The organism is Bdellovibrio sp. HM001 (assembly GCF_055397275.1).
The window spans coordinates 157602-181995 of sequence record NZ_AP029174.1; the positions used below are offsets into that span (position 1 = coordinate 157602).

The following is a 24394-nucleotide window of genomic DNA, read 5'->3' on the forward strand; positions in this document are numbered from 1 at the left end:
CGCGAAGCGCACAGAGTGCAGTCGCCCTGGGGGCGGCGAAACTGAAGTAGCAATAAAGGTAAAGAAAAATGTTAGAAATTAAAAACCTCCACGCACGAGTTGAAGAAAAAGAAATCCTGAAGGGTCTGAACCTGACTGTGAAAGCAGGTGAAGTTCACGCGATCATGGGGCCGAATGGTTCTGGTAAATCCACACTTTCCAAAGTGTTGGCGGGACACCCGGCGTATGAAGTGACCGCAGGCGAAGTGAAATATGAAGTGAACTTCCAAATGGCCAACTTGCTGGATTTGGAACCGGATGAAAGAGCCAAAGAAGGCATCTTCCTGGCCTTCCAGTATCCGATCGAAGTTCCGGGCGTTTCCAACTTCACGTTCCTGCACACGGCTTTCAACTCTGTGTTGGCCCATCAGGGTTCTGAGCCTATGCCGGAAGGGGAGTTCCGTGAATTCCTTTACCAGAAAATGAAACTTGTCAGCATGAAGCCTGAGTATCTGGATCGTCCGGTGAACACAGGCTTCTCTGGTGGTGAGAAAAAGAAAAATGAGATCCTGCAGATGGCGGTATTGTCTCCGCGTTTGGCATTGTTGGATGAAACAGATTCCGGTCTGGATATCGACGCCCTTCGTGTGGTTTCAGATGGCGTGAACAAGCTTCGCCGCAAGGACAACGCGATTGTGCTGGTGACTCACTATCAAAGACTTTTGGATTATATCAAGCCGGACTTCGTTCACGTTCTTGTGAACGGCAAAATCATCGAAACAGGTGACAGCTCTTTGGCTCTGAAACTGGAAGAAAAAGGCTACGACTGGTTGATCAACTAGTCGGCGGTAGGAATAAAAACTATGAACTTGCTATCTACTTACGACAGATTTAGTCAGGCACATCCGGCGCAAGGGGCTTTGGCCACCTTCCGTCAGGCGGGTTATGACTACGCTCTGAACAAGGGCCTACCGACCCGCAAAGATGAAGACTGGCACTACACCAGTGTGAAGGCGATCGGTGAAGGCGCCTTCGCTTCGGCGACGAGCTCTTTTGAGCCCAGCCATGAAACTCTGCTGCAGATTAAGGCGCGCCTGAATTCTGATTTTACCAACGTGGTGTTCTTCAACGGTGTTTTGAATAAGACCTTGTCGGCAGAACTTCCAGCCGGAATAGCGTTGAGCGAGGCTCATCAGTACCCTGAGCAGTTTGACGACGCCTTTGATGCTCTGAACGGTGCTTACCTGACGAAGGCTTTGGACGTTTCTATTGCAAAGGAAACGTCTGTGGAAAAACCTGTGAATTTTGTTTTCTTCACTTCCAATGAGGGCGGCAGCAACCTGATGGTTCATCCCCGCATTCGTCTGGAGGTCGGTGCAAGATCCTCGGTGAAAATTCTTGAAAGCCATTATGGTCTTCAGGATGCCGTCTATTTTGTGAATTCCGTCTTTGATCTGCATATCGCCGACAGTGCAAAAGTTATTTATGTGCGCGTGCAGGCTGAAAGTGAAAAGGCCTTCAACATCGGTCGCACACGCATCTTGGTTGAAAAGAATGCGAATTTGGAAAGTCTGGCTTTGGCAACAGGGGCTGCTTTGTCCCGTCATTCTTTGGATGTTGTGCTGAAGGGTCCGGGTTCCAACTCTGAAATCCTGGGCGTATACGCAGTTCGTGGATCTCAGCATGTGGATAACACGTCTTTGATCGATCACCACGTGGGCGAGTGCAACACCAATCAATTGTACAAGGGCATTTTGGATGGTGAATCCAAGGCGGTCTTCTGTGGCAAGGTGCTGATCGAAAAAGGTGCACAGAAAGCCAACTCCGCCCAGTTGAACAATAACCTGCTTTTAAGCACCAAAGCCGAAGCCGACAGCAAGCCTTGTTTGGAGATCTATGCTGACGATGTGAAGGCGGCGCACGGATCGACCGTGGGTCAGTTGAACCGCGAAGAGCTGTTCTATCTGCAATCCCGAGCGATTCCGAAAGACAAAGCGATTCCAATGTTAAGTTACGGCTTCCTTTCTGAAGTGATTTATAAAATTTCCGACGAGAACATCCAGACCTGGTTGTCTCGCCATTTGGATGAGGCGTTCAGTCACCTCAGCCTGAATCGGTAAGTGTTATGGGCAATTTAGAAGAGTTATTTGCAAGTGTTCGCAGTCAGTTTCCGGCTTTGACCCAATTGGTTCATGGCAAGAAGCTGGTTTATCTGGACAGCGGGGCGACAACATTAAAGCCCCAGTCCGTGATTGATCGTATTTCGCATTTTTATTCTTATGAGACCTCCAACGTGCACCGTGGAGCGCATTACCTCGGTGATGTGGCGACGGGGCATTTTGAGGCTGCTCGCCAGAAGGTGGCGGATTTCCTGGGGGCTTCCCAATCTGAAGAGATCATCTTCGTCCGTGGAACCACTGAGGGCGTGAACCTAGTGGCTAACTCCTGGGGGCTTTCGAACCTGAAGGCCGGGGATGAGATTTTGATCACCGTGATGGAGCATCACGGGAACATCGTGCCTTGGCAGATGGTTGCAGAAAAAGTAGGCGCCAAGGTCGTGGCGGCGGACATTCACGACAACGGAGAGCTGAATCTTGAGGATTTCAAGAGCAAGCTTTCCGCCAAAACAAAACTTGTGGCTTTCACCGCTTCCTCTAATGTGTTGGGAACAAACACCGATGTGAAGCTTTTGACTCGTCTGGCGCATGAGGCTGGAGCCAAGGTTCTGGTGGATGGCGCCCAGATTGTGTCCCAGCTTCCGGTGAATGTGCAGGATATGGACTGTGACTTCTTCGTTTTTTCTGCGCACAAGCTTTTTGGTCCCTTCGGCTTCGGTGCTGTCTATGGCAAGAAAGCGATTCTGGATCAGATGCCTCCGTATCAAGGTGGCGGCAGCATGATTTCCAAAGTCACCATTGAAAAGACCACGTTCAATGATGTTCCCACTCGCTTTGAAGCAGGAACACCGCATGTGGAAGGGGCTGTGGGTTTGCATGCCGCTTTGGATTTTGTTGAAAAGATCGGTCTGGATAAGATCCATGCCTATGAAATGGAAATCCTAAAGTCAGCGACTGAAAAACTGCTGGCGATTCCTGATGTGAAGGTCTTTGGAACATCTTCCAACAAAGGGGCGATCCTTTCCTTCAATCTGAAGGGGGCTCATCATTCGGATGTGGCTCAGATTCTGGATCAGGAAGGTGTTGCTGTTCGCGCGGGTCACCATTGCACCCAGCCTCTGATGGCTCGATTGGGAGTCCCAGGAACAGTTCGCGCTTCGTTCTCAGTTTATAATAATCATGAAGATATTGATGCTTTAGTTAAAGCCGTGGCAAAGGCCCGGGAGATGTTGTTATGAGCACCCAAGATGTACTCATCCGTATTCAAGCGACCCCAAATCCCAACGCGTGGAAGTTTGTATTGGATCGTCCAGTCCTGACAGAGGGCAAGGCGACCTATGCTGACGCAAAAGAGGCTGATCAAAGCCTGCTGGCATCCGCGTTGTTTCAAGTTGAAGGTGTTCGTCAGGTTCACTTCTTCCAGAATGTGATCACGATCACTCACAACTTTGATGCAGACCCTGAAGAGATTCAACGAAATGTCTGCTCCGTGATTCAAACTCGCATGCCGGCGCATAATCCGAACCAGACACAGATGGATGAAAAGAAATTGCGTCGTGCAAGTCTGTCACCAGAGGTTCAGCAGATCGAAGAGATTCTGGATCACACGGTCCGTCCGGGCTTGCAGGGTGATGGTGGGGACTTGGATGTGGTGAAATACGAAGACAATAAACTTTATGTCTTCTATCAGGGCGCCTGTGGGACTTGCCCAAGTGCCACGTCCGGAACCTTGATGGCTATCGAGGGTATTCTGAGAGATCAGTTTAATCCGGAAATCGAAGTGATTCCGCTGTAAAGAAAAAGGACCCTGACGGGTCCTTTTTTATTTTCTCCGACGTTTGAAAACGTCACTTCCCAGTTGAGCTTCGGCAGAACGTCGAAGTTCCGGGGCTTCCGCTTCCAGGGTGTCTTCCGAGCGGCTGACGATCAAGGCGGAATTTCCCAAGATTTCATTGCCGGCACGGGCCTTAACTCCCAAAGAGATCATTTTCTGTTTTTCTTTCGAGAAACCCACAACAGTCAACTTCAGCTCCACGACTTGTCCGGCTTTGACGTTGGCCAAAGAATCCGACACTTCCCCCTCAACCACAGACACTCCTTCGGGAAGACTCCAGGAGTAAGTGAAATCACTTTGCAGGTCCTGATTGACTAATATGCGTGCGACCAAAGAGACTTCATCGTCAGCATCTTCCGGTATCTCGTTCTCAGTTTTTAGCTCTACGTGGAATGCGGCCAGATGTTTTCCGATGGGAAGAGGTCTCCAGCTTGTTTTGCTTGCTGCCGCGGGACTGCGCTCTTCAGAGTTTCCAGAAAATGAAAACAGGGAGGCTCCCAAAGCCAAGGTCATAAAGGCCGCGGTGAAGATTATCTTTCGCTTCCGCATAGTGGGGTGACTCCATTTCTTGTCAGGGTGTAAGTGGCAGGGGCATTCAGGTCTGAATTGACCTTGTTATAGGCGTTGATTTTCACATTGATGATGTAATAGCCAGCGGACAACCCGCTTAAGCTGACGGTTTCTGTCGTGGCACTTGCAGAACGGCTTTGTCGCGCGATATACGAAGATGAATAGCCGGCGTACCAATGAGTGTCTTCGAAATAGACGTAGTCTTTTTTGTAAAGGATCAGATCCAAATTCAGCTTGCTGCTTGAGAAGTTCATAGAGATGCTTCCACCGCTGCCGTCATAATAGAAGAGGTAGAAGTCATTATTGACCTGCTGGTGAGATCTCGCCAGGCCACCCAAACTGGTCTCGGGTGTGCCGACAGTGAACGTTGTTGGGCAGGAGCCTCCGGTCGCACTGAGGTAGTACGCATAGTCTTTGGTGGTCTTGCTCTGTTTTTCCTCATCCAAAATGGTATCCCATTTGGCATTAGCGGCGATGTTGCGGGAAAGCAGGTTGTTAAACAGACCGAAATTGGGGATTGGATACAAAGCTGTATTCACAAGGCTTGTGGCCACCGGGTTGTTGTTTTTCCTGTGGCCAAGAGTGTCTTCACCCGAGAACGTTTTCCAGATATCAGCAAAAGCGATACCCGCACCGGTTTTGATGCCCGAATAAATTGCATCGTTCTTGCGTGTGGTTTTATAAAGAGTTCTTGAGACGGACACCTCACGGAATGTTCCTGTGCCTTCAAGGTCGGTGGCTGTGCTGTCCATAGAAGCCGTCGCGCCATTTTCCCAAAGGTTGAACGAAATGCTGACGCCGGATTTGGCGTTGCCCTTGTAACCATAGGTATCGACGTAATAGTGATAGCGAACCTGATCGGGGACGCGGCTTTCGTCAACTCCAAGGCTTGCAGCATCGGCACCCGTCAGAACAGCTGCCTGCAGGTAGTTGGCCCAGCCTTCACTCCACGCCAAGCGCGCATCAATGACGAAGTTTCCGTTGTGCGAGCCGCCAGGAGACGCTGAGTTCCCATAGACGTCCTCCAGGAAGTGACCGTATTCGTGCAAAATCACCGAGTCATCGAAATGATCCGTGTCAGAGGATTTCACGTCACCGCTGACGCCCCCTAAGATAAAGAGCTTTCGGTCTCCAGGTGAATAGAACGACAGGGGTGAGTTGGAGCCGAAATAGGAATACGGATTAAATCCGGCTTTCCAGTAGACGGTCACTTTTTCAGCCACCCACCATTTATTGGGGTCTGTAGAAGGGACGCCACTTTCTAGAACGTTTTTATTGATGTTGCGGCGGATGTATTCGTTCGCAAGCAGGATATTATACATGATATTGAAAGCGCCGCCTTCAATGCCTGGATACAAGTTTTCATCGGCTTCGGCAATGACGGGAGTAGAGGTCAGATCCTTGGTCCCGTTGGTGATGTCAGAGGCCGTGACAGTGAAGGTGCGCGCGGCAAAGTGCGGGCTGTTGGCGTAGATGTCATTCAGAATGCTGACATTCAGATAGGCGTTCTGAGCGCGGGAATACACTTTTAAAGTGTAGGTGCCTTCTGTTTTTGGAATCTTGAAAACAGCCAGACCGTCGGTTGTGGTTTCGCCCTGCTGGATGCGTGTGCCGGCTTCATCATAGATATGAAACTCTGCAAAGGCGATGGGCATTCCTTCGTTTACAACACCGGTTAAGCCATTGGTGCTGGCCCCGGGGCTAAAACTCAAACCCCGATAGCGGAAGATCGCCGGTGCCGTGACTGTGATTGCCGCAGCATTGTCGATTTCAGTGGGTTTGCCATAATAAGGGGGTTCGTTGGAGGCGGGTTCTGACGACGAAGAGTCGTCACGGCCCTCAAAGCCATTGCCATTGCCACAACCAGATAGAAGTAGAGAACAACCGCACAGAAGAGCGGCCAGAGTCCGGCTTAATTTCATAAGAAACTTATCGGACTTACGGGCGGGAGCCTGAACGATGAAGCCGATGATTTCTTAGAGTAAATTATGACAAAATTGCAGAAGTTTTTTGCAGGACTGTCTTGAAATGAGACAAATAAAAAAAGGCTCGAAGGCCACTCTGAAAAAGTAAACCTGTTTTAGCTAAGGTGGGTAACCATGATAACAACTTTAGGCTTCTCAGTACGAGCTGAGCTTGCTCACCATTGTCAGGGACAGTTCCCAAAAATATGCTTGTAAGGTTTATTTTCGATAGAGCTTTACGCCGTCGAACCCTTCTGAAGACTATTCTATCAGGTCTTTTAAAGCCGTCAATCAAACCGGACTCTTACTTTCTGGCAAAGCTCCGATAAATTGCTTATGACGCCAGAAAAGTTAGATTTTATTTTTCCATTTGTGGTTTTTTTCTATGGACTCCTGATGGTTGTTGTGTTGGAGAACCCCGTCCTGGCAAGGATCGGACAGGAGCGCCTGGGGCAGGCCTACGCCAATATCACGAAGCACAAATCCCTGGCGTGGATCTGCTTTTTTGTCGGCGGACTGTGGTCTGTGCAGAACGTCTGGTACTCCTCCCTTTAGTGCGCAATTGACTCTCAATGTATTGACTCCCGAAGTATTGACACTGGCAGGGCAGGGCATTAGCCTCTGCTCCCATGTCGGACACTCCTAATCAGGCTCTTCGTAAAGCAGATATTTCCGCCCAGGCTAATCTGGGGGCTGCGGATCTATTGACGAAAAGCAATGAACCTTCCGTGCTTTCTGTTGAGCAGCTCAATATCTATGTCAAACAGCTTCTCGAGGGTCAGATCGGGACCGTGTGGGTGAAGGGTGAAGTCTCCAACTTCAAAGCGCACACGTCGGGGCACTTTTATTTCAGCTTAAAAGATTCTAAATCTCAGATTACGGCGGTGATGTTCCGCGGTCACAATGCGCGTCTGAAGTTCAAGCCGACCGACGGCATGGAAGTGATCGTGCGCGGCCGTATCACGGTGTATGAACCACGTGGAAACTATCAACTCATGTGCGAGATGATGGAGCCTGTGGGTGCTGGGGCTTTGCAGAAAGCCTTCGAGCAGCTGAAGATGAAATTAAAAGCGGAAGGGCTATTTGATACATCTAAAAAAAGACCCATTCCAACCTTCCCAAGGCATATTGCGATTGTGACATCTCCGACCGGGGCGGCCATTCGGGACATCCTGAATGTACTTTCCCGTCGAGCTAAATCAATTCTGGTCACAGTCGTGCCGACGATTGTTCAGGGGGAAGCCGCTGCTCCACAGATTTGTGAAGCCTTTAAGAAGGCCACCGCCCTTCCGGGTGTGGATGTGGTCATTGTTGGACGCGGAGGCGGTTCGATCGAAGACATGTGGTGCTTCAACGACGAAAAGCTGGCGCGTCTGATTGCTGCCAGCCCGGTTCCGGTGATCTCGGCCGTGGGTCACGAAATTGATTTTACGATTGCTGACTTTGTCGCGGATCTGCGTGCACCGACCCCGTCGGCGGCAGCAGAGCTTGTGGCAAAAAGTTCCGGGGAGCTTGCCAACAAAGTGGTTTCTTTGGAACGCATGCTGAAACTTTCTTTTGAAAAAAAGATGAAGTATCTGCGTGAAAAGATGACGGGTCTTTCAAAGCGATTGGTGGATCCTCAGCGCCGCCTTCAGGATTTGGAATTGCGCAACGACGATCTTTTGAACCGTCTGGAGTTTGCGATGAACCGGCGCCTGGCAGAGCGTCGCCACAAGGTGGAACTGCTCAATGAAAAGTTGGGAAGTCCGCAGGACCTGATCCAGGAAAAGAAAAAGGATCTGGAATATCTGAAGGCACGCACAGAAAAGGCGTTGCTGTTCTCTATTGAGCGAAAAAAGGCCCGTATGGGTAAAGTGATGGGGATGCTCGACAGTCTCAGTCCGCTGAAGGTGGTGGAGCGGGGCTATTCCATCGTGACCAAGGATAGTGTTGTTATTAAATCGTCTGACCAGGTTAAAAAGGGTGATCTTTTGGATATCCGTCTGGCTCAGGGCTCACTGACCGCTGTTGTTGACAGCGTGAAAGGGGAATAAATGGATTTCGAGAAAAAGCTGGGACGTCTGGAAGAGATCGTTCAGAAAATGGAAAAGGGCGACTTGGCCCTGGAAGAATCACTGAAACTTTTCGAAGAAGGTGTAAAGCTTTCCCGCGAATGTCATCAGCGTCTGAACGAAGCTGAATCCAAAGTGAAACTTTTGATGTCGGTGGGCGCAGACGGTCAGCCGGTGACATCTGATTTCACCGCTGAGGAGAACTAATCTTGGATTTGGCAATTCAGATTGAACAGGAAATAGCGGCACGCACTGAAACTGTAAATCAGTTTGTGGAAAAGTATCTGTCTGAGATGGAGCTTCCCGAGGGAGCGGCCATCGCTGAATTGCGCAAATCCATGCTTTATTCTGCCACCAATGGTGGCAAGCGCTTCCGTCCGGTTTTATCATTGCTGGTGGGAGAGCTTTTCGGTGCCAACAAAGAAAAAATTCTTCCCTTCGCCGCAGCGGTGGAACTGGTTCATACTTATTCTCTGCTTCATGATGACCTTCCATGCATGGATAACGATGACATGCGCCGAGGCAAGCCAACGAATCATAAGGTCTATGGTGAGGACTTTGCCTTGCTTGCCGGGGATGCTCTTTTGACCGAGGCCTTTATGCTGATTGCTGAAGGCTACGCTGATAATAGTTTCCTGGTGGCTCAACTGGGCCGACTGCTTTCATCTGCGGCAGGCATCCGTGGTATGGTGGGTGGCCAGGCCATTGATCTACGCGCCGGTGACAAACAGATGTCATTGGAAGAGCTAACCCATCTGCATCGTCTGAAGACAGGGGCTTTGATCCGTGTCGCAGTCGAGGGGGCCGCTGTGATTGCCGGAGCCAAGCCAACTGATATCGAAAGCTTGAAAAAGTTCGGAGAAGGTTTGGGATTGGCCTTCCAAGTGGCTGACGATGTGCTGGATCACGGTGAAAAGGGACAGGACTTGCGTAGTTTCACGGGCATTTTGGGCCTGGAGGGAACCAAGACTTATCTGAAGGATCTTAGTGCATCGACACTGGCAGAGCTTCGCAAGGTTTCTGCGGATGCGCCCATGTTGGAATTCCTTATCAGCTTCAATCAAAATCGTCAGGTGTAGTTCTATGTCAGAAAAAGTGCGCTTGGATCTTTATCTTGTTGAAAAGGGTCTGGCGCAGTCGCGCACTCATGCACAGGAACTGATCGAGGCGGGACAAGTTTATCTTTCTGAAAATTCGCAAAAAAAGATTCTCAAAAAATCCAGTTATGCAGTCACTGCGGCGCAGGTGGGTCTGATCACGGTGGAGTCCGGACCGGCCAATCGCTTTGTCTCCCGTGGGGGGCTTAAGTTGGAAGGTGCGTTGGCTCATGTGGGGAAATCTCCGAAGGGCCTCAAAGTTCTGGATGTGGGAATCTCCACAGGTGGTTTCACTGACTGTCTTTTGCAGCAGGGGGCAGAAAAGGTTCTGGGTGTGGATGTAGGGCATGGGCAGGTACATCCGCAACTTCTGAAGGATTCCCGTTTGCAGGTGATCGAAGGAATCAACGCCCGAAATCTTTCCCGGGACGACCAAGTCCTGAAGGCCACGCCGCCAGAAAAATTTGATCTGGTGGTGATGGATGTTTCTTTCATTTCAATCGCATTGATCGTACCGGAACTGGCAGGCTTTCTTAAGACTGAAGGCTGTCTTTTAAGTCTGGTAAAGCCCCAATTTGAGGTCGGCGTTGACGGCCTTTCAAAGGGGGGTATAGTCAAAGATGTTTCTTTGTATGCAGAGGTCGAGACCAGAATAAAAGCTCTTTGTTCTGAAAATGGATTTAAGGTTCTCGACTACTTCCCATCTCCGATTCAGGGAAAGGACGGAAATAATGAGTTCTTTATTTACGCAAAAAAAATCTAGCTGGCTGTTGCTGTTTCTCTTCCTGGCAAGTTGTCAGAGCATCAGAACTCGCGAGGACGTTCGTAAGGGAACGCCACCCTCCACGCCACAAACCCGTCCTGTGTCTCCTCAGCAGCAGCGTCCTCAGGAACGTGAAAATATCGGAACACCCCCACCGATGGAAACAGATGAAGAAGAGGTGACAGAGATCACTCCGCCGCCACCTCCGGCTCCTGTGATTCCCACAATGCCCAAGATCGGTGTGATCCTGGGGGCGGGAGGCGCAAAGACCTACGCTCATATCGGGTTCTTGCATGAGTTGCAAAGAGCCAAAGTTCCAGTTTACGCCATTGGCGGTGTCGAGTTTGGGTCACCAATGGCAGCCCTGTATGCAAATAAGGAACTTGCCAACGAAGTTGAGTGGCAGATGTTCAAGCTCAAGGACGAAGAGGTGTTAAAGAAGTCCTTGCTGGGTGGGGTAAACAAAAACAACGACGTGACAGTGTTGAAGGACTTTGTCGGGGTCGCATTTAATCGCGCCAAAATCGAGGACTTTAAAGTACCGTTCGCATGTCCGTCTTACAATCTGAAGAAGAATCAGGTTTACCTGATGAACCGCGGAAGCATCGACCAGTTGATGTATCTGTGCATGGCGTATCCGCCGTTCTTTAAGCCGTATCAGAACAGCGTTTCCGGCATCCGCGACATCACTTCTTTGGCCAATTATCTGCGCCAGAAGGGGGCGAATTACATCGTCTTCGTCAATGTTCTGCAGTCACCGGGCGGATCTAAGCCGTTCACCTTGGATGCTCAGGCTACAGACAACGTATTATGGAGTGAAGTGGCGGGACTGTATAATAAGCCTTTGCCGGGAGTTGATACGGTCATTTCACTTGATACGTCCGGTTATGGTATTATGGATTTTGAAAAGCGTCGGGAAATCATGAACAAAGGTGCGGATGCCGCAGCCAAACAGTTGAAGAGCCTGACGCGTAAATGGGGTCTTTAGGAGAATTTTTATGAGCAGAAAACCCACGTATGACATGAACATCTTTGCCGAAAGAAGAAGAAAAGCCGGCGAGCAGATCCCAGGGGCTGCTTTGGTGGTGACTTCCCATCCGGAATATATTCGTAACCATGATTGTCATTTTCCTTACCGACAGGACTCAAATCTTTTCTATCTGACGGGTTGGGAAGAGCCGGAGTCTGTTCTGGTTTACCGTCCGGGGCTTAAGCCTGAAACGGTGATGTTCGTGCGTCGCCGTGATGTCGAAAGAGAAACTTGGGATGGTTTCCGCTATGGACCCGAGGGCTGTGAGCGCGAGTTCAAGGTTGATAAGGCCTATCCAATTGATGAGTTCAGCAAAGTCGCTCCACAACTATTAAAAGAAGTCGATCGTGTTTACTATCGCCAGTACAAGAATCCTGAGATGGATCACAAGATGCAGGATGTTCTGGAAAGCGTGAAGGCTTTGCAGGGTCGCATGGGGAATGGTCTTTTGACGATTCTCGATGCCGATACGCTGTTGGGTGAAATGCGTTTGGTAAAATCCGAATATGAACTGACTCAGCTGCGTGAGGCGTGCGAGATCTCTGCGCAAGCTCATTTGGCGGCGATGCGCTTTACTCGTCCGGGGGTGACCGAACGTCAGATCCAAGGGGTTCTGGCGCACAATTTCTACATGCGCGGTTCAGCGCGCGAAGGGTATAATTACATCGTCGCTTCGGGCAATGCAGCGACGACTCTTCATTATAATTTTAACGATCAGGTCTGCCAGGATGGGGATCTTCTTTTGATCGACGCCGGGGCCGAGTTTAATTACTACACGGGCGATATCACGCGCACGTATCCTGTGAACGGAAAGTTCACGGATGAGCAGGCTCGGGTGTATGAAGGTGTTTTGAAAGTTCAGAAGCAGATCTGCGATTTCGTGAAGCCGGGAATTGTGTTTAAAGACCTGCATGATATGGGGACGTCGTTACTGACGGATCTGATGCTGGATCTGGGGCTTCTATCCGGTCGCAAGGATGATCTTATTCAGGCCTTGGCGCAGAAAAAATACTACCCGCATGGCATCGGTCACTGGTTGGGGATGGATGTGCATGATGCCGGCCTTTACTTCAAGAAGGGCGAGCCTCGTCCAATTGAAGCCAACATGTGCTTCACCATTGAGCCGGGTATTTATATCCCAGCTGACGATACGTCAGCTCCTCAGAAGTACCGCGGCATTGGTATTCGTATTGAGGATAATTTGCGGGTCACATCCACAGGCTCTGAGAATATGACCTCTTCCGTGCCAAAAGAAATTGCGGACATCGAAAAAGTTGTTGGCCAAGCATAGGTAAAAAAAAGCCCTCTTGATCGAGGGCTTTTTTCTTAGGCGATGATGGCGCGATCCACCTGGCGTAAGTTCTGAGAAATGAAAGTCAGCTGTTCACGCAGCTCATTGGACATACCCAGTCCCCATTTACTTTCCCCCTCAATAGAGCGCAGAATTTTTTTAAAGCTTTCTGTCAGCTCTTCCATGTCCCCCAGAAGAGCTTCCAGCGACGAAGAGAGCTCTTTCACTCTGGACATTTCGATTTTTCCTACCACGCAGATGACATCCATCCCGGCAGTCACTTTGGAAAGCATGGACACTGATCGGATCAGCGACTTGTTTTCTTTTGTGAGCTCTTTGGCGGTGTTCAGTACCGTCGCAAAGTTTGAGGAAATCAACTGCTTTAAGAGATCGCAGTTTTGAATCAGCATCTGCTCTTGTTCCTCGCTGATAGAAGCCTGGGCGTCCTCACGATACAAGGTTTCTTCCAGCAGATGGTTCATCATTTCTATCTGAAAGCGAGAGACGCCAATCGCCAGATACATTTCTGCAGCTGATTGATGAAACGAAGTGAAAGTTTTTTCAAAATCCAGGGTGTTGCTGAGGATGTCTTCAGCCAGCTTTTCCAGGTTGTTGGAAACCACGCCCAGGGGTTTGCCTACTTCCCCCAATTTGGCTGCGGAGATGGTGAGGTTCGTGGTGACCATCTGAACCTCGCGGCAGAGTTCATCGATAGCCCGGGATTTTGTTTTAAGAGCGCCGGTCCGTTCGCTGAGTTGATCGGCCAGATTGAAGGCTTTGCGAGCAGTTTCTGTGCAGGCTCGTGATGCTCTCAGAAGTCCTTCCAGAAGTCCGCTGTCGGTGTTGATTGCCGGTGCGAGATTTTCCTGAGACAGCGTCAGCAGGCCATCACGAGATTTCATCTCAGCCAGCAGGGCTTTATTCATAAAGTCTTCGTAGGATGAGAATCCCTTCTCCAGTAAAGCCTTTAAAAGATATTCAGTCGCCTGCTCAAGCGAGACGCCGGCTTCCTCTTTGTGCAGAAGATCGGCGTACACGGTCTGAATTTCGCACATCAGGGCTGTGCTGGGTTTTAAGCGAATGGATAAATAGCCATCAGGCATTGGGAAGGCCATGGCAAAGACCCAGTAAAACCGACCGTTCTTGCTGCGATTTTTTACGTAAGCACAGATGGGTTTTCCTTCCTTGAGAAAACTCCAGAATAGTTTAAAAACGCATCGGGGCATATCGGGATGGCGGATGATATTATGAGGACGACGTAGAATTTCCTCTTCTTGATATTCGCTCACCCGAAGAAAGACCTTGTTTCCGGTTTGAATCAGGCCTTTGAAATCGGTTTTTGAAAAGAATAATTCGTGTAATGCAAAGTCGGCTTCAAGATTAAGCACCAGTGTCTCCTCAAAGAAACACTGCTATAGCTTCAAGCCGCAAATCACATCAACAAATATGAGGAAGTCCCTGAAATAATCCACCGGCTCGGTGGAGACATTTCTTGAGTTATATAAACATTCCTTGAGTTATATAAATCTGTGGGACAGCCAAGAATGCTTTTCTGCGTATTCTTGCAGCTCTTTTTCTGTCTTAAATAATTTATCGTCGCGTGCAGCGGCGCTAACTGCCAGTCCCAGGTGGGTGGCTGATTGTAAAAGCTGATAATCACCCATGGTATTTCCGGAAGCGAAGAACGGCTTTTTTCCGCCGGTTCTTTCCAGCAATGCATCCACTTTGCCTTGTTTGTAGGTGATCAGACCCTTTTGAATATCTGTGATGGTTCCATTTTCGACAACGGTTTCAACTCCGATGACATCATCCTTGCTAAGACCCAGCATTTCTGCGCCGGGTTCGACCGCCCATTTAACGGATGCGGTGACAACATAGATACGCACGCCTTTGGAAAGAAACAGATCGATCAGTCTCTTCTGCTCTGTGAAGACGGGAACCGGGAAGTGTCCTTTAACGGCGTCAATAGCCCATTGATGAACCTGCTCTAATTTTTGCCCCCGGCAGATCTGAGCTAGCCAAAGGTAGGCCTTTGTCGGATCAGCCGCTTTCATGGTTTGATAGTGTTCCCAGGGATCCGGCGGAAGTTGCACCAGGCGATTGTCAATTTGATGGTGGAAGAAGGTTTCGCCCAGATCGGTATCCCACAATGTTCCATCCGCATCAAAAGCTGCCACTGGTGCAGAATCTTCTTTCAGAACGAGGTCCAGTATCGTATCTATGCGCTTCCAAATGTCGGTGGAATAATCTTTGTATTTCATAGGCTCTTAGTATGAAATATGAAATGAAAAATGACAAGGAGACCTGAGGCCATGAGCCTTTATTGTCGAGTGATTCAGTCGGAAGATTTGCAGCAAATTTTGGATCTGGAAAGCAGAAAGCTTGCGGAAGCTTATCCGGATGAGATGGAAAGAATGATGGCCGGCTGGAACTCGAAATTTCGAGTGGAAGCCTTGAATCATTATATTGCTTTGGGCTGGAGCTTTCTGGCGCTGGAGCAGGACACAAACAAGTTGATGGGATACTTCATAGCCCAGCCACTGCTGTTCCTGGATGGCCAGACACAGTCCTTGTGGGTTGAGCACGTTCAATACACATCTTTGCAGGCCCGCGATGAACTATGTGAGCTTGCCTATAAACTGGGAAGAGAAAAACATCTACAAAGAGTTTATTTCCCGAACGAAAATGGAGTGCCCAATTCTGTGAAGGCCTTCAGGCCCGAATCATGGCAGCCGGGAACTCTTTCTGTGAAGACGACAAAAGGATAGAACATGAAAAATTTCTCCTTCGCAAATCGAATTCAGAACATCAATAAAATGAAATCTCAGGAATTTGATCTGATTATTATCGGGGGAGGAATCAATGGCGCGGGTGTGGCGCGTGATGCTTCCGCCCGTGGCATGAAGGTGGCTTTGATCGAAGCCCGGGATTTTGCATCGGGCACGTCATCCAAATCCAGCAAATTAATTCACGGTGGTATTCGCTACCTGGAAAACATGGAATTTAAGCTTGTCTTTGAAGCATTGAACGAACGCACACGTTTGTTTGATATGGCGCCTCACCTGGTGCATCCACTGCGCTTCATGATTCCTCTTTATGAGGAAAGCCGGGTCGGAATGTTCAAGATGGGAATGGGCATGTGGCTTTACGATGCTCTTTCCTTGTTTCAGGCTCCGGAAATTCATGAGCGACTGAATGCCGAAGAATCCATGGATCGTATGCCGGCCCTGCGCCATCAGCAACTTTTGGGCTCTTATATTTATTCTGACGCTTATATGGATGATGATCGCTTGGTTCATGAAACCTTGCGCTCGGCAAATGAAAATGGTGCACTTTGTGCGAACTATGTGAAAGCCACGGGCGTGCACTTCGGATCTGACGGAAAGATTGAATCAGTTCTGTGTGAGGATCAGCATTCGCAAGAAAAGTTTGCAATCAAAGGCCGGCATATCATCAGCAGCGTTGGCCCATGGACTGACAGTCTGGGTGAAAAGATATTTAAAGACTGGAAGAACATCCTGCGCCCGACCAAGGGTATTCACCTGACGTTGCCAAAGCACCGTCTGCCTTTAAGCAGTGCTGTGGTGATGGCGGCGGAAAAAAGTGACCGTATTGTGTTCGGTATTCCCCGTCACGAAATGATTATCATTGGAACCACGGACACTGATTTTAAGGATGCGCCGGAAAATGTTTCAGCGACACCGGAAGATGTAAAATATCTTCTGTCAGTCACGGACTACTACTTCCCGGGTGCCAACCTGACAGCTCACGACATCATCGCCAGTTATGCCGGGGTACGCCCTCTGGTGAATGATGGCTCCTCCAGCGAAGGCAAGACCAGCCGCGAACATACAATCATTCATGATGATCGTGGTGTGACTTTTGTGGCGGGTGGAAAGTACACGACGTATCGTTTGATGTGTGAACAAACCGTCGATGCGGCTTTGCAGTCGTTTTCTTTCGAAGAGCGTGTGGCCTGGAGCAAATCTGATACAACCAAGCCTCTGAACGCCTATACCAGTGTGGACGCCTTCCTTCAGGCCAAGGTTCAGGCCGATGTGTGGTCTCAAGAGACCGGTCGCCCTTATGAAGAGATGAGACTTCTGGCAGAACGCTATGGTATGGAGGGTGAGGAGATTCTTAACAAGTACTCCTCTGACATGACTTACTGGCAGTTGGAAGCGGCCCAGGCAATTGATTCCACGATGTGTCTTCATATGCGTGATTTTTACGCCCGCCGTGTGCCGTTGTTCCTTGCGGATCGCAATCATGGAGTCAAATATCTTGAAGAGATCGGGCAGGTCTTCCAGGACAAACTGGGTTGGAGTGACAGCCGCTTGAAAGATGAAAAGCACATGCTGACTGAATACATGGCGCATGAATTGGAATGGAAGAAGCACGTCTAAAGCTTTAAGGCAGGAAGTATTCTGAAATGGCCGGAAGCCCGTTTTGCATGGCCATAAAGACCAGCCGTTTGGGTTTGGGGCCGGAGGCCGGTTTGATCAGAATACGACGCCCTTGGCACGCGATCGAGCTTGCTGGGAAAGGCAGTTCTGTCGTCGTGTAATGAACGCCTTCTGTCAGCGGCCAGACAGCGGTGTTGGAAAGATCTGCGAAGTTGTGAACAGCCACCTTATAGAGTTTTTTGTCTTTGGCGCCGCAATAGTAAAGTGCTCCGGCACTGTCATAGACAAAGCTGGCCGGTTGCTGTGGTAAAGTCAGAAGTGTCTTAACATTCCCTGAATAAAGAACATGAAGATTTGCCGTCACTATGGCGGCGTTGGTGTTGGGCTTGTACAGCCAGCCACCCAATGGATCAAAGTAAGTGGGCGTTCCCGTGTTGTGCGTTCCGCGAGGCCCCAGAGAACAGTTCGTAGCCGCACCATCGGGACAGTCATCCAGATCAGAATCCACACCAATGCGTCCCCCCACATAGGATGTTGTTGCCGGAGTCACAAGGCGCAGGGTTGAGTTATTGTGAGCGCTGCCATTCCAGTACATGAAGTTCACAAGGAAGTTTCCTGCTTTATAAGCCATGACTGATGGAGCATATCCAGTCATCAGCAGATCACCATAAGCGACGTCAGATTGGGTGTAAGCGGGAGTTCCTCCTTCACCGTTCATAAGCTGTTCCCAAAGACCTGTGGAGCGATTCAGACGACACAATCTGTGATAAGCCGTGTAGGTGCTGGGCGGAGTGACAAGGACATCGTTCTGCGCACAGTTCATGTAGATATCGCCGTTGGCGGGATTGGTGGCAAAGGCATTTGGTTCGGCCCAGTTCCCCAGTTTAATGCCTTGAGCGTTGGCGGCGACACCAAAGTTGACGCTGGTGTTGGTGCCGTTACCGGCAAGCAGACGAACCTCTGGAGAGGCGCCCGGGGAAACTTCACGCAATTTATTCTGTTGGTGGTCCAAAAGGACGACACTGTCGCCGACGCCATGATCGATGTAGAACAAGGAGGCCATACGCATGTCAAATCCGGATCCGCCGTCGCCGGCATCTTTTCTTTGGCCGAACAGGGTGTAGACCTTTCCCGCGACCACCGTTTTAATGATTCCGCGGGTGGAGAAGAAGATTCTTCCATATCGATCGACAAACACGTCATCCAAGGCTACGGGGCAGGATGTGGCATCAGTGCCATCCACACATTCTCCGGAAGCCCCGGTGCCAAGAACGCGCACCCAACTGCCGTCGTCCTGCAGCTGGTTCACGCTGTTATCGGTGTAACGATTGGCGCGATAAACCCGGCCATCCATGGAATGCACATCATAGTACACCAGTGAGGAATTGGTAAACGGGTGGGAAGGGAAAACTCCTGTGCCAACAAATGTTGTGGTATCAAGTTCTGTCGAGGGCCCGTAGGAATTGCCCGGAACTGAATAGACGGCCTGCACGTAAGCTTTGATCAGTGCACTGGTGGTCGGGTCGTAGCGCAGACTGAAGAATGAATAAGAATTTGAACTCAGATCCCACGAAGGCTGTCCAGTGACTCCGGTTCCAGAGAAACGAATTGTTTCTACGCGTGGGACAGCAAGGGAGCCTTTATAAAGACGAATGCGCCCGCCATTGTTGGGAGCAGCACCAGGTTTGTCAGAGACGAAATACAAGTCGCCATTGGGCATAGGAATGAAGGGTGCCCGTTTGCGAATCGACCAGGTCTCATCTGTGGAGGAAGTTTGTATCAGATTAATTTTTAAGTCCCGTGGATCCGCCACTGTGTCTGAAGTGTCAGTTCCCAGATTTCCTGCGGGGTCGGCTCCGATCAGGGTTTCGATGGTCATCGGTGTGACGTTGGTGTCAATTCGTCGGATCATGTAACGGTCGTACACCAGAATGCGGTTTTGATAGTCCAAGGCGGTGCGCAGGATGGCTTTGGCCCGGGCTTGCTCTACAGGAATGCCGTCGCCGTAAGAGTCCTCGCCGTCTTTTGCCAGGCGCAAAAGAACTTTGGAATTGTTGGTCTTCGGATCAATATAGAGGATCCCGAAAGAAGAGTCGTTAAAGAAGATCTTTCCGTCAGTTGCCACCAGAAGTGTGCCCGGGGCCGTGTCATTGCCGACACTGGTGTTGAAGACCGTACTTTTGGCGTTGCCGTTGTGGCCTGGGTCTTGGTTCCCCGCAAGCAGATTGTAGGCACCACTGTTCAGCGGAGGACTTGTGACCTGCGAGGTCTGACCGTTGTTATCTGTGACTCGGATCTGCAGCTTGAAGAAAGTGTCGTTCGGGATGATTGAATTCCACAGATAGCAGCCAGTGCGCGGAGCAGAGTAAGAACAACCGGAGGAGTTGCTGGAATTGTTTGACAGTGAATCAGTGATTAAAGTGAAGGGCTGACCATCTTCAGCGTAAAACAGCTCCACTTTTGTGATGGTGCCGTTGTCACTGGCTTGCCAGCTGATATAAACCGGGGCGCCGTTGGCGAAGTTCATATCAAAGGTGTTGGGTGGGTTTGCTGGCGATGTTGAGTTCACTGTCAGGAACTTGGTCACCTCTGGTGGTGGATCGTTAATATAGTTCACGATGTTATAGTCTTTTTTCAGAACGGCGGAGTTGGTGCTGATGTTGCCCCCGACATCCATCACCCAGGCATAGATACTATAAGTTCCAAAGTTGATTCCCAGAAAGAAATCAAAATCCACAAGATTTAAATCTGGAAGTTCTTCCAAGCCGGGCTTGGGGGCTTTGACGCTGATCCAGCAGCTGTCCGAGGCCGCGGGTGCGCTGTTGACTGTTTTAAGGCAGAACTTGGTGATGGCTGTCTCAGCATCAGCAGCTTTCAGGCTGACGGTCACATAAGATCGAACGGTGTCATCCGGGTCAAGTTGGCCATTGATTTTCATCTCACCAGCGGTCACGACAGGTTTGATGGTGTCAAGAATGACGTCAAAGGCGTTGCTGGTTCCTGTTCCGGTCAGCCCATGGGAGTCGGTCAGGCGCGCGCGCACAAGGACTCCAGTGTTGTAAGCGTTGGGTGTCCAGTTTACGGTGAAGGACTTGTTGTTCATGGGGCCTGCAAGACCCAAAGTTCTGCTGGTCGCTACATTCCAGCTGGTGCCACCATCGGTGGAATAATCAAGATAAAGAGTCGCAGCGGCAGAGATCGTGGCCTCCGTAACATAGACGACAAATGGATAGTTGACGTTGATAGCCAGCGTGGGCACCGGATCGAATGTCAGGATCGGGGCCTTGCTGTCATAGGTGATGGTGACAACAGTTGCGGTTGAAATATTTCCGGCCTCATCACGTGCATAGAAGCGGACGTTGCGCAGACCTTGTTGATCTCCGTTGGCACTGAGATCGAACTGGTAATTTTGCGCCGCCGTTGAGCAGGCGATCCATCCGGCATCGCCCAACGCCGGAGGCGAGTTCACCTCTTTGAGTAAAATGAAAGTCGCATCGCTGCAGTCGTTGGCTGTGAACTGGGCGATGGGATTGTTGGTCACTGAGGCCGTGTTAAGGGTTATGGACGGAGCTGAAATAGCATTGTCGCGAATCAGATTCCAAGCAGGATGATTTGTTGTGTTTCCTGCGGCATCTGTGGAGGAAAGAAGCAAAGTCTTATTCCCATCGGTCCCGGAAAGTGTCAGATTCAACGAGAAAGTTCCCGTAACTGAACAGGTTGTGCTGGTCGGGGAGGGGGTGAATCCTCCTGAGGCGGAAACTGTTGTGCCGGCCTCACAGGAGCCAGAAACCGTGACCGCAGACTTGTGTTTGCTGTTGTCAGCAGGTGACAACACGGCAAGGGCTGGCGCCGTGGTATCGAGCGTGATGATGGCTGATTCAATGAGGCCCGCCTCCGGTTGCCAGTTTCCAGCCTGGTCACCGGCGATCAGGCAAAGTCGATACTGACCATCTCCGCTAAATGTCATCGTGGCATCAGTTCCTGCTGGCACCGGTGTTGTGTTCATCAGTGCGGCCCACTGCCCTGTACAGTCAGTATCTTTCACGACGATATAGCGATATTCGGTGGCACCGTCGGAAGGCAGTGTGACAGCAATTGAGCGGTCGGAGTTGTTATTGGAAAGACTGGGGCCCAGGGGTCCCAGGGCGATCGGGAACAGCGGTGCTTGGGTGTCCTTGTTAAAGACGGAACTTAAAGAAGTTCCTTTGTTGCCCGCAGCATCGGTTTGTTCCACTGTTAATTGAGTCGCACCATCGCTAAGCACGGCGGTGGTCAGTATTCCGGCGAATGTGCCATTGTTGCAAGGCCAGGTGGCCAGGACTGTTCCAGCTGCCGAAATACTGACGGGTCCGTCATTGCTTTCACACGTCCCGTCCACGGGCAGTTGTGTGACCAAAGAGTTGCCGACTTCTGTGGGGAGTGGTGTGGAAAAACCGACTGCGGGGGCAAGGATGTCTTTAACGACAGCCGTTTCATTAGAGGACTTGACTCCGGCTTGAGAGGTCACTTCCAGTTTTACCTTGTATTCTGTGTCCGGCCATCCTTGAGTGTCGATGGTGAGTTCAAAACTTCCTTTACTGCAAAGGGCAGAAAACTTTTTGACTTCAGAATCCGAAAGCGTCGTTGTGATCGGTGCGATGATGACGTCAATGCGTTGACCTTCGTAAAAGCATTCTCCCTTCAGGGGATACTGATTCAGTGGTGCCTGGGAGTTGATGGTCAGAGAGTCTAACTTGTTACCCTGCGGATCGGTTAAGAACGGTGGCGTCAGGGCAGTGAAGTCCCATAGATGCCCATTGATAGTGCATCCCGTGGAAAAAGCCACGAAAAACAGGAGAATAACTCCAAGACCCATTACGTTCATACTAGCCTTATCGGATGTAAGGGTTCTTATGTTTAGGCGAGGATCCTTCACGCTCACGTCCTGGTGTCTCAAAATGTCACCGATGACAAAACTTTAACAGCTCTGTTGTCTCATTATGGAATCTGTATGGACCAGAGGCTGGCAGGCTCTTTGATACATCAGAGGTGGTTTCCTGTTTTGGAGGTGCCCATGCGTTCTCAATTGCACATAGTTCTATCGGTTCTTGCCCTGTCAGTGGCGGCTTGCTCCAATGGTGGAGGCGGCGGCGGCGGCGGTGGTGGTGCAACTCCTCCTGTTGTGGTGAATCCGACAAGTCCAACTCCACAGGTGCCGGGTGCGACATCAGAGTTCACCTATGAATACCATCAGAATGGCTGTACGACTGGGAAACAGCGCCTGACTTCGAAGGCGGCCTACTGTGATGCTTTGCTGAATGATGCCCTTAATAATAACTGCGCGCGCGAGATGCGTGTGGAAACTTTCAATCGTATGTGTGCCAACGGGACCACGGTGTCTCCGACAGGCGGCTTGCAGGGTATGAGCACGGCACGCTGTGAAGTGAACGGCATGGATCTGCGCGACCGCTCTATTATTCAGAACATGAACCCGTTCAATCCACAACGTCGCCAGATCTATCGTGACATGTTCTGGAATGCGAAGTCTGAAAATTCATACGAGATTTTGGGGAGCCTGATTGATACCTACGGTCGGGCCCGTTTTGTCATGACTCCGGCCCAAGCCCAGACAGCAGCTCAGGGTGAAATTGATCTGTCCCAGCAGAAGGGGGAATACCGCTTCTCTGTGCGATCGGCTTTGGGGTATCCGATTCAGTTGAAAGTCACCAATGAAGAAACCGAAAAGGAAGTGTCAGCGACATGTATTTCCCACAGCTCCTTTAAGCGTGCGAAAGCGGATTTAAGCCGTATTAGATGCAGCTTTGCCAACAACGAGGTGGGTCGTCGCAGCACCGAGCGTGCGGAAGAAATTGTTTGGGACGTGAAAAACACCGTGGAAAAGGAAGTTTTCCGTGGGCGTTCTTCAGAAAGAATTCTTCTTCGTTTGAAGCCGGCACAAGGCGGGCAGGAAGAGCGCATTCAGGTGGTGGCTCAAGATCTTGATGTCGATAAAACTATGCAGGCCGAAACGTCTTTGACGGGTGGCTTGGAGGTTCGTTTCCGTGCAAAGCTTGCGGGTCGTGAGGTGACTCTGAGTTGTGCGCCTGCGTCAAAATAACTCAAAAAAGGCCTAAATATCTGCATTGACTCCGGTTTTTATAGAACCTAGACTTGAGATGTTTTAGGCCCGATGAATATTTCCTGAAGTGAGATTCAGCATGAGTTTTTTTGACAAAGTTCAAGACTATTTTTCAAATGATATCGCCATTGACCTCGGCACTGCCAACACCCTTGTTTATGTAAAAGGCCGCGGAATTATCCTAGATGAGCCTTCTGTTGTTGCAGTTCAAAAGAACTATCGTGGAATGCAGAATCGCGTTCTGGCGGTGGGTAAAGAAGCCAAAGACATGTTGGGACGTACACCGGGCAGCATCGTGGCCATTCGCCCAATCAAAGACGGCGTTATTGCGGATTTTGAAGTCACTCAATCCATGTTGAGATACTTCATCGGCAAATCTTTGGGAGAGAAAAAATCCTTCATCCGTCCACGTATCATCATCTGCGTACCTTACGGAATCACTCAAGTTGAAAAACGCGCGGTGAAAGAGGCCGCTCAGTCCGCTGGGGCTCGTGAGGTGTATTTGATTGAGGAACCAATGGCGGCGGCTATCGGTGCGGGCCTTCCGATCACTGAACCTTCCGGCAATATGGTTGTCGATATGGGCGGTGGTACCACAGGTGTTGCAGTTATTTCTTTGGGCGGTATTGTTTACTGCAAATCCATCAAAGTGGCCGGTGATAAGTTTGATGAAGCGATCGTGAATTACGTTCGTCGTCAGTTCAATCTTTTGATCGGTGAAAGAACAGCTGAAAACATCAAAATCCAAATCGGTAACGCATATCCCTTCGAAGAAGAAAAATCCATGGAGATCAAAGGCCGTGACCTGGTTGCGGGCGCTCCGAAGACCATTGAAATCACTTCTTCCCAGGTTAACGATGCCTTGATGGATCCTTTGTCTGAAGTTGTCGATGCAGTTCGCACGGCTTTGGAAAAGACTCCGCCTGAATTGGCTTCCGATATCGTGGATAACGGCATTGTTCTGACCGGCGGGGGCGCCTTGCTGGCAAACCTGGACGTACTTTTGAGAGAGAGAACTGGACTTCCGGTTTCTATCGCAGAAGATCCATTGAGTTGTGTGGTTATGGGTTCTGGCAAGGTGCTTGACCAACTCGACCTTCTAAGACAGCTGACTGTCGACTAATTGCATTTCATTGATCAGGCCGAAGTGCCATCCTGGCATTCCGGTCTG

At 50.1% G+C, this 24394-nt stretch carries 20 protein-coding genes and 1 other RNA gene; 15 read left to right on the top strand and 6 right to left on the bottom strand.

The genetic code is table 11. From position 1 onward, the window contains the following. Nucleotides 1-68: 68 nt before the first annotated feature. From sufC to ACZ5ZZ_RS00825, 4 genes are read left to right on the top strand one after another with little or no spacing between them, the layout of a single operon-like run. Entirely contained in the window at nucleotides 69-821 is a 753-nt protein-coding gene (sufC, locus tag ACZ5ZZ_RS00810) for a Fe-S cluster assembly ATPase SufC (RefSeq protein ID WP_464132773.1), read from the top strand. A 21-nt stretch (nucleotides 822-842) separates the two neighbouring features. Further along, a complete protein-coding gene (gene sufD / locus ACZ5ZZ_RS00815; protein ID WP_464140811.1) occupies nucleotides 843-2099 on the top strand; it encodes a Fe-S cluster assembly protein SufD in 1257 nt (418 codons plus the stop codon). 5 nt (nucleotides 2100-2104) lie between these two features. After that, nucleotides 2105-3334, top strand: coding sequence for an aminotransferase class V-fold PLP-dependent enzyme (locus ACZ5ZZ_RS00820; protein ID WP_464140812.1), 1230 nt, complete (start codon nucleotides 2105-2107; stop codon nucleotides 3332-3334). Continuing rightward, nucleotides 3331-3891 carry a NifU family protein gene (locus ACZ5ZZ_RS00825; RefSeq protein WP_464119482.1) on the top strand — a complete coding sequence of 187 codons (561 nt, stop codon included), beginning with the start codon at nucleotides 3331-3333 and terminating at the stop codon, nucleotides 3889-3891. Before ACZ5ZZ_RS00820 ends, ACZ5ZZ_RS00825 begins: the two co-directional genes overlap by 4 nt. A 27-nt stretch (nucleotides 3892-3918) precedes the next feature. Here ACZ5ZZ_RS00825 and ACZ5ZZ_RS00830 read toward each other — a convergent pair whose 3' ends face one another. The 3 genes from ACZ5ZZ_RS00830 to ssrS form a co-directional block, all read right to left on the bottom strand. Beyond that, entirely contained in the window at nucleotides 3919-4479 is a 561-nt protein-coding gene (locus ACZ5ZZ_RS00830) for a hypothetical protein (protein ID WP_464140814.1), read from the bottom strand. Continuing rightward, a complete protein-coding gene (locus ACZ5ZZ_RS00835) occupies nucleotides 4461-6422 on the bottom strand; it encodes a hypothetical protein (RefSeq protein ID WP_464140816.1) in 1962 nt (653 codons plus the stop codon). The genes ACZ5ZZ_RS00830 and ACZ5ZZ_RS00835 overlap by 19 nt, the downstream gene beginning before the upstream one ends. Nucleotides 6423-6540: 118 nt before the next feature. After that, a non-coding RNA gene (gene ssrS / locus ACZ5ZZ_RS00840) (6S RNA) lies at nucleotides 6541-6720 on the bottom strand. 80 nt (nucleotides 6721-6800) lie between these two features. On the opposite strand from ssrS, the gene ACZ5ZZ_RS00845 reads away from it, so the two are divergent. The 7 genes from ACZ5ZZ_RS00845 (at nucleotide 6801) to ACZ5ZZ_RS00875 (ending at nucleotide 12699) form a co-directional block, all read left to right on the top strand. Continuing rightward, a complete protein-coding gene (locus tag ACZ5ZZ_RS00845; RefSeq protein WP_464140817.1) occupies nucleotides 6801-7019 on the top strand; it encodes a hypothetical protein in 219 nt (72 codons plus the stop codon). Nucleotides 7020-7093: 74 nt separating this feature from the next. After that, nucleotides 7094-8500, top strand: coding sequence for an exodeoxyribonuclease VII large subunit (xseA, locus tag ACZ5ZZ_RS00850; protein WP_464140818.1), 1407 nt, complete (start codon nucleotides 7094-7096; stop codon nucleotides 8498-8500). Beyond that, entirely contained in the window at nucleotides 8501-8725 is a 225-nt protein-coding gene (locus ACZ5ZZ_RS00855; RefSeq protein WP_464119489.1) for an exodeoxyribonuclease VII small subunit, read from the top strand. 2 nt (nucleotides 8726-8727) lie between these two features. After that, nucleotides 8728-9597, top strand: a complete 870-nt coding sequence (locus ACZ5ZZ_RS00860) for a polyprenyl synthetase family protein (RefSeq protein WP_464140821.1) — start codon at nucleotides 8728-8730, stop codon at nucleotides 9595-9597. Between the two features lie 4 nt (nucleotides 9598-9601). Then, nucleotides 9602-10378 (top strand): TlyA family RNA methyltransferase, encoded by a 777-nt coding sequence (locus ACZ5ZZ_RS00865; RefSeq protein WP_464140823.1) that lies wholly within the window; start codon nucleotides 9602-9604, stop codon nucleotides 10376-10378. After that, nucleotides 10347-11366 carry a patatin-like phospholipase family protein gene (locus tag ACZ5ZZ_RS00870; protein ID WP_464140825.1) on the top strand — a complete coding sequence of 340 codons (1020 nt, stop codon included), beginning with the start codon at nucleotides 10347-10349 and terminating at the stop codon, nucleotides 11364-11366. Before ACZ5ZZ_RS00865 ends, ACZ5ZZ_RS00870 begins: the two co-directional genes overlap by 32 nt. Before the next feature lie 10 nt (nucleotides 11367-11376). Beyond that, entirely contained in the window at nucleotides 11377-12699 is a 1323-nt protein-coding gene (locus ACZ5ZZ_RS00875) for an aminopeptidase P family protein (RefSeq protein WP_464140827.1), read from the top strand. A 35-nt stretch (nucleotides 12700-12734) separates the two neighbouring features. Here ACZ5ZZ_RS00875 and ACZ5ZZ_RS00880 read toward each other — a convergent pair whose 3' ends face one another. Next, nucleotides 12735-14087 (bottom strand): PAS domain-containing protein, encoded by a 1353-nt coding sequence (locus tag ACZ5ZZ_RS00880; RefSeq protein ID WP_464140829.1) that lies wholly within the window; start codon nucleotides 14085-14087, stop codon nucleotides 12735-12737. A 129-nt stretch (nucleotides 14088-14216) separates the two neighbouring features. Continuing rightward, nucleotides 14217-14960, bottom strand: coding sequence for an HAD family hydrolase (locus ACZ5ZZ_RS00885; protein ID WP_464119501.1), 744 nt, complete (start codon nucleotides 14958-14960; stop codon nucleotides 14217-14219). A 51-nt stretch (nucleotides 14961-15011) separates the two neighbouring features. On the opposite strand from ACZ5ZZ_RS00885, the gene ACZ5ZZ_RS00890 reads away from it, so the two are divergent. Next, entirely contained in the window at nucleotides 15012-15467 is a 456-nt protein-coding gene (locus ACZ5ZZ_RS00890; protein ID WP_464119503.1) for a hypothetical protein, read from the top strand. Nucleotides 15468-15470: 3 nt separating this feature from the next. Continuing rightward, on the top strand, nucleotides 15471-17105 hold the full coding sequence (locus ACZ5ZZ_RS00895) for a glycerol-3-phosphate dehydrogenase/oxidase (RefSeq protein WP_464140831.1): 1635 nt from the start codon (nucleotides 15471-15473) through the stop codon (nucleotides 17103-17105). Between the two features lie 4 nt (nucleotides 17106-17109). Here the strand turns inward: ACZ5ZZ_RS00895 and ACZ5ZZ_RS00900 are convergent, their stop codons facing one another. Continuing rightward, nucleotides 17110-21969: a hemagglutinin gene (locus tag ACZ5ZZ_RS00900; RefSeq protein WP_464140833.1), complete on the bottom strand. Its 4860-nt coding sequence runs from the start codon at nucleotides 21967-21969 to the stop codon at nucleotides 17110-17112. Nucleotides 21970-22158: 189 nt separating this feature from the next. Here ACZ5ZZ_RS00900 and ACZ5ZZ_RS00905 point away from each other — a divergent pair, with 189 nt between their 5' ends. Together ACZ5ZZ_RS00905 and ACZ5ZZ_RS00910 are read left to right on the top strand one after the other, a co-directional pair. Beyond that, entirely contained in the window at nucleotides 22159-23202 is a 1044-nt protein-coding gene (locus tag ACZ5ZZ_RS00905) for a hypothetical protein (protein ID WP_464140834.1), read from the top strand. 100 nt (nucleotides 23203-23302) lie between these two features. Next, nucleotides 23303-24346: a rod shape-determining protein gene (locus ACZ5ZZ_RS00910; RefSeq protein WP_464119508.1), complete on the top strand. Its 1044-nt coding sequence runs from the start codon at nucleotides 23303-23305 to the stop codon at nucleotides 24344-24346. Nucleotides 24347-24394 lie beyond the last annotated feature (48 nt).

Excerpts from the sequence above, each read along its gene's own strand:
- sufC (WP_464132773.1), top strand. The coding sequence starts at position 69 with ATGTTAGAAATTAAAAACCTCCACGCACGAGTTGAAGAAAAAGAAATC.
- sufD (WP_464140811.1), top strand. The coding sequence starts at position 843 with ATGAACTTGCTATCTACTTACGACAGATTTAGTCAGGCACATCCGGCG.
- ACZ5ZZ_RS00820 (WP_464140812.1), top strand. The coding sequence starts at position 2,105 with ATGGGCAATTTAGAAGAGTTATTTGCAAGTGTTCGCAGTCAGTTTCCG.
- ACZ5ZZ_RS00825 (WP_464119482.1), top strand. The coding sequence starts at position 3,331 with ATGAGCACCCAAGATGTACTCATCCGTATTCAAGCGACCCCAAATCCC.
- ACZ5ZZ_RS00830 (WP_464140814.1), bottom strand. The coding sequence starts at position 4,479 with ATGCGGAAGCGAAAGATAATCTTCACCGCGGCCTTTATGACCTTGGCT.
- ACZ5ZZ_RS00835 (WP_464140816.1), bottom strand. The coding sequence starts at position 6,422 with ATGAAATTAAGCCGGACTCTGGCCGCTCTTCTGTGCGGTTGTTCTCTA.
- ACZ5ZZ_RS00845 (WP_464140817.1), top strand. The coding sequence starts at position 6,801 with ATGACGCCAGAAAAGTTAGATTTTATTTTTCCATTTGTGGTTTTTTTC.
- xseA (WP_464140818.1), top strand. The coding sequence starts at position 7,094 with ATGTCGGACACTCCTAATCAGGCTCTTCGTAAAGCAGATATTTCCGCC.
- ACZ5ZZ_RS00855 (WP_464119489.1), top strand. The coding sequence starts at position 8,501 with ATGGATTTCGAGAAAAAGCTGGGACGTCTGGAAGAGATCGTTCAGAAA.
- ACZ5ZZ_RS00865 (WP_464140823.1), top strand. The coding sequence starts at position 9,602 with ATGTCAGAAAAAGTGCGCTTGGATCTTTATCTTGTTGAAAAGGGTCTG.
- ACZ5ZZ_RS00870 (WP_464140825.1), top strand. The coding sequence starts at position 10,347 with ATGAGTTCTTTATTTACGCAAAAAAAATCTAGCTGGCTGTTGCTGTTT.
- ACZ5ZZ_RS00875 (WP_464140827.1), top strand. The coding sequence starts at position 11,377 with ATGAGCAGAAAACCCACGTATGACATGAACATCTTTGCCGAAAGAAGA.
- ACZ5ZZ_RS00885 (WP_464119501.1), bottom strand. The coding sequence starts at position 14,960 with ATGAAATACAAAGATTATTCCACCGACATTTGGAAGCGCATAGATACG.
- ACZ5ZZ_RS00890 (WP_464119503.1), top strand. The coding sequence starts at position 15,012 with ATGAGCCTTTATTGTCGAGTGATTCAGTCGGAAGATTTGCAGCAAATT.
- ACZ5ZZ_RS00895 (WP_464140831.1), top strand. The coding sequence starts at position 15,471 with ATGAAAAATTTCTCCTTCGCAAATCGAATTCAGAACATCAATAAAATG.
- ACZ5ZZ_RS00900 (WP_464140833.1), bottom strand. The coding sequence starts at position 21,969 with ATGAACGTAATGGGTCTTGGAGTTATTCTCCTGTTTTTCGTGGCTTTT.
- ACZ5ZZ_RS00905 (WP_464140834.1), top strand. The coding sequence starts at position 22,159 with ATGCGTTCTCAATTGCACATAGTTCTATCGGTTCTTGCCCTGTCAGTG.
- ACZ5ZZ_RS00910 (WP_464119508.1), top strand. The coding sequence starts at position 23,303 with ATGAGTTTTTTTGACAAAGTTCAAGACTATTTTTCAAATGATATCGCC.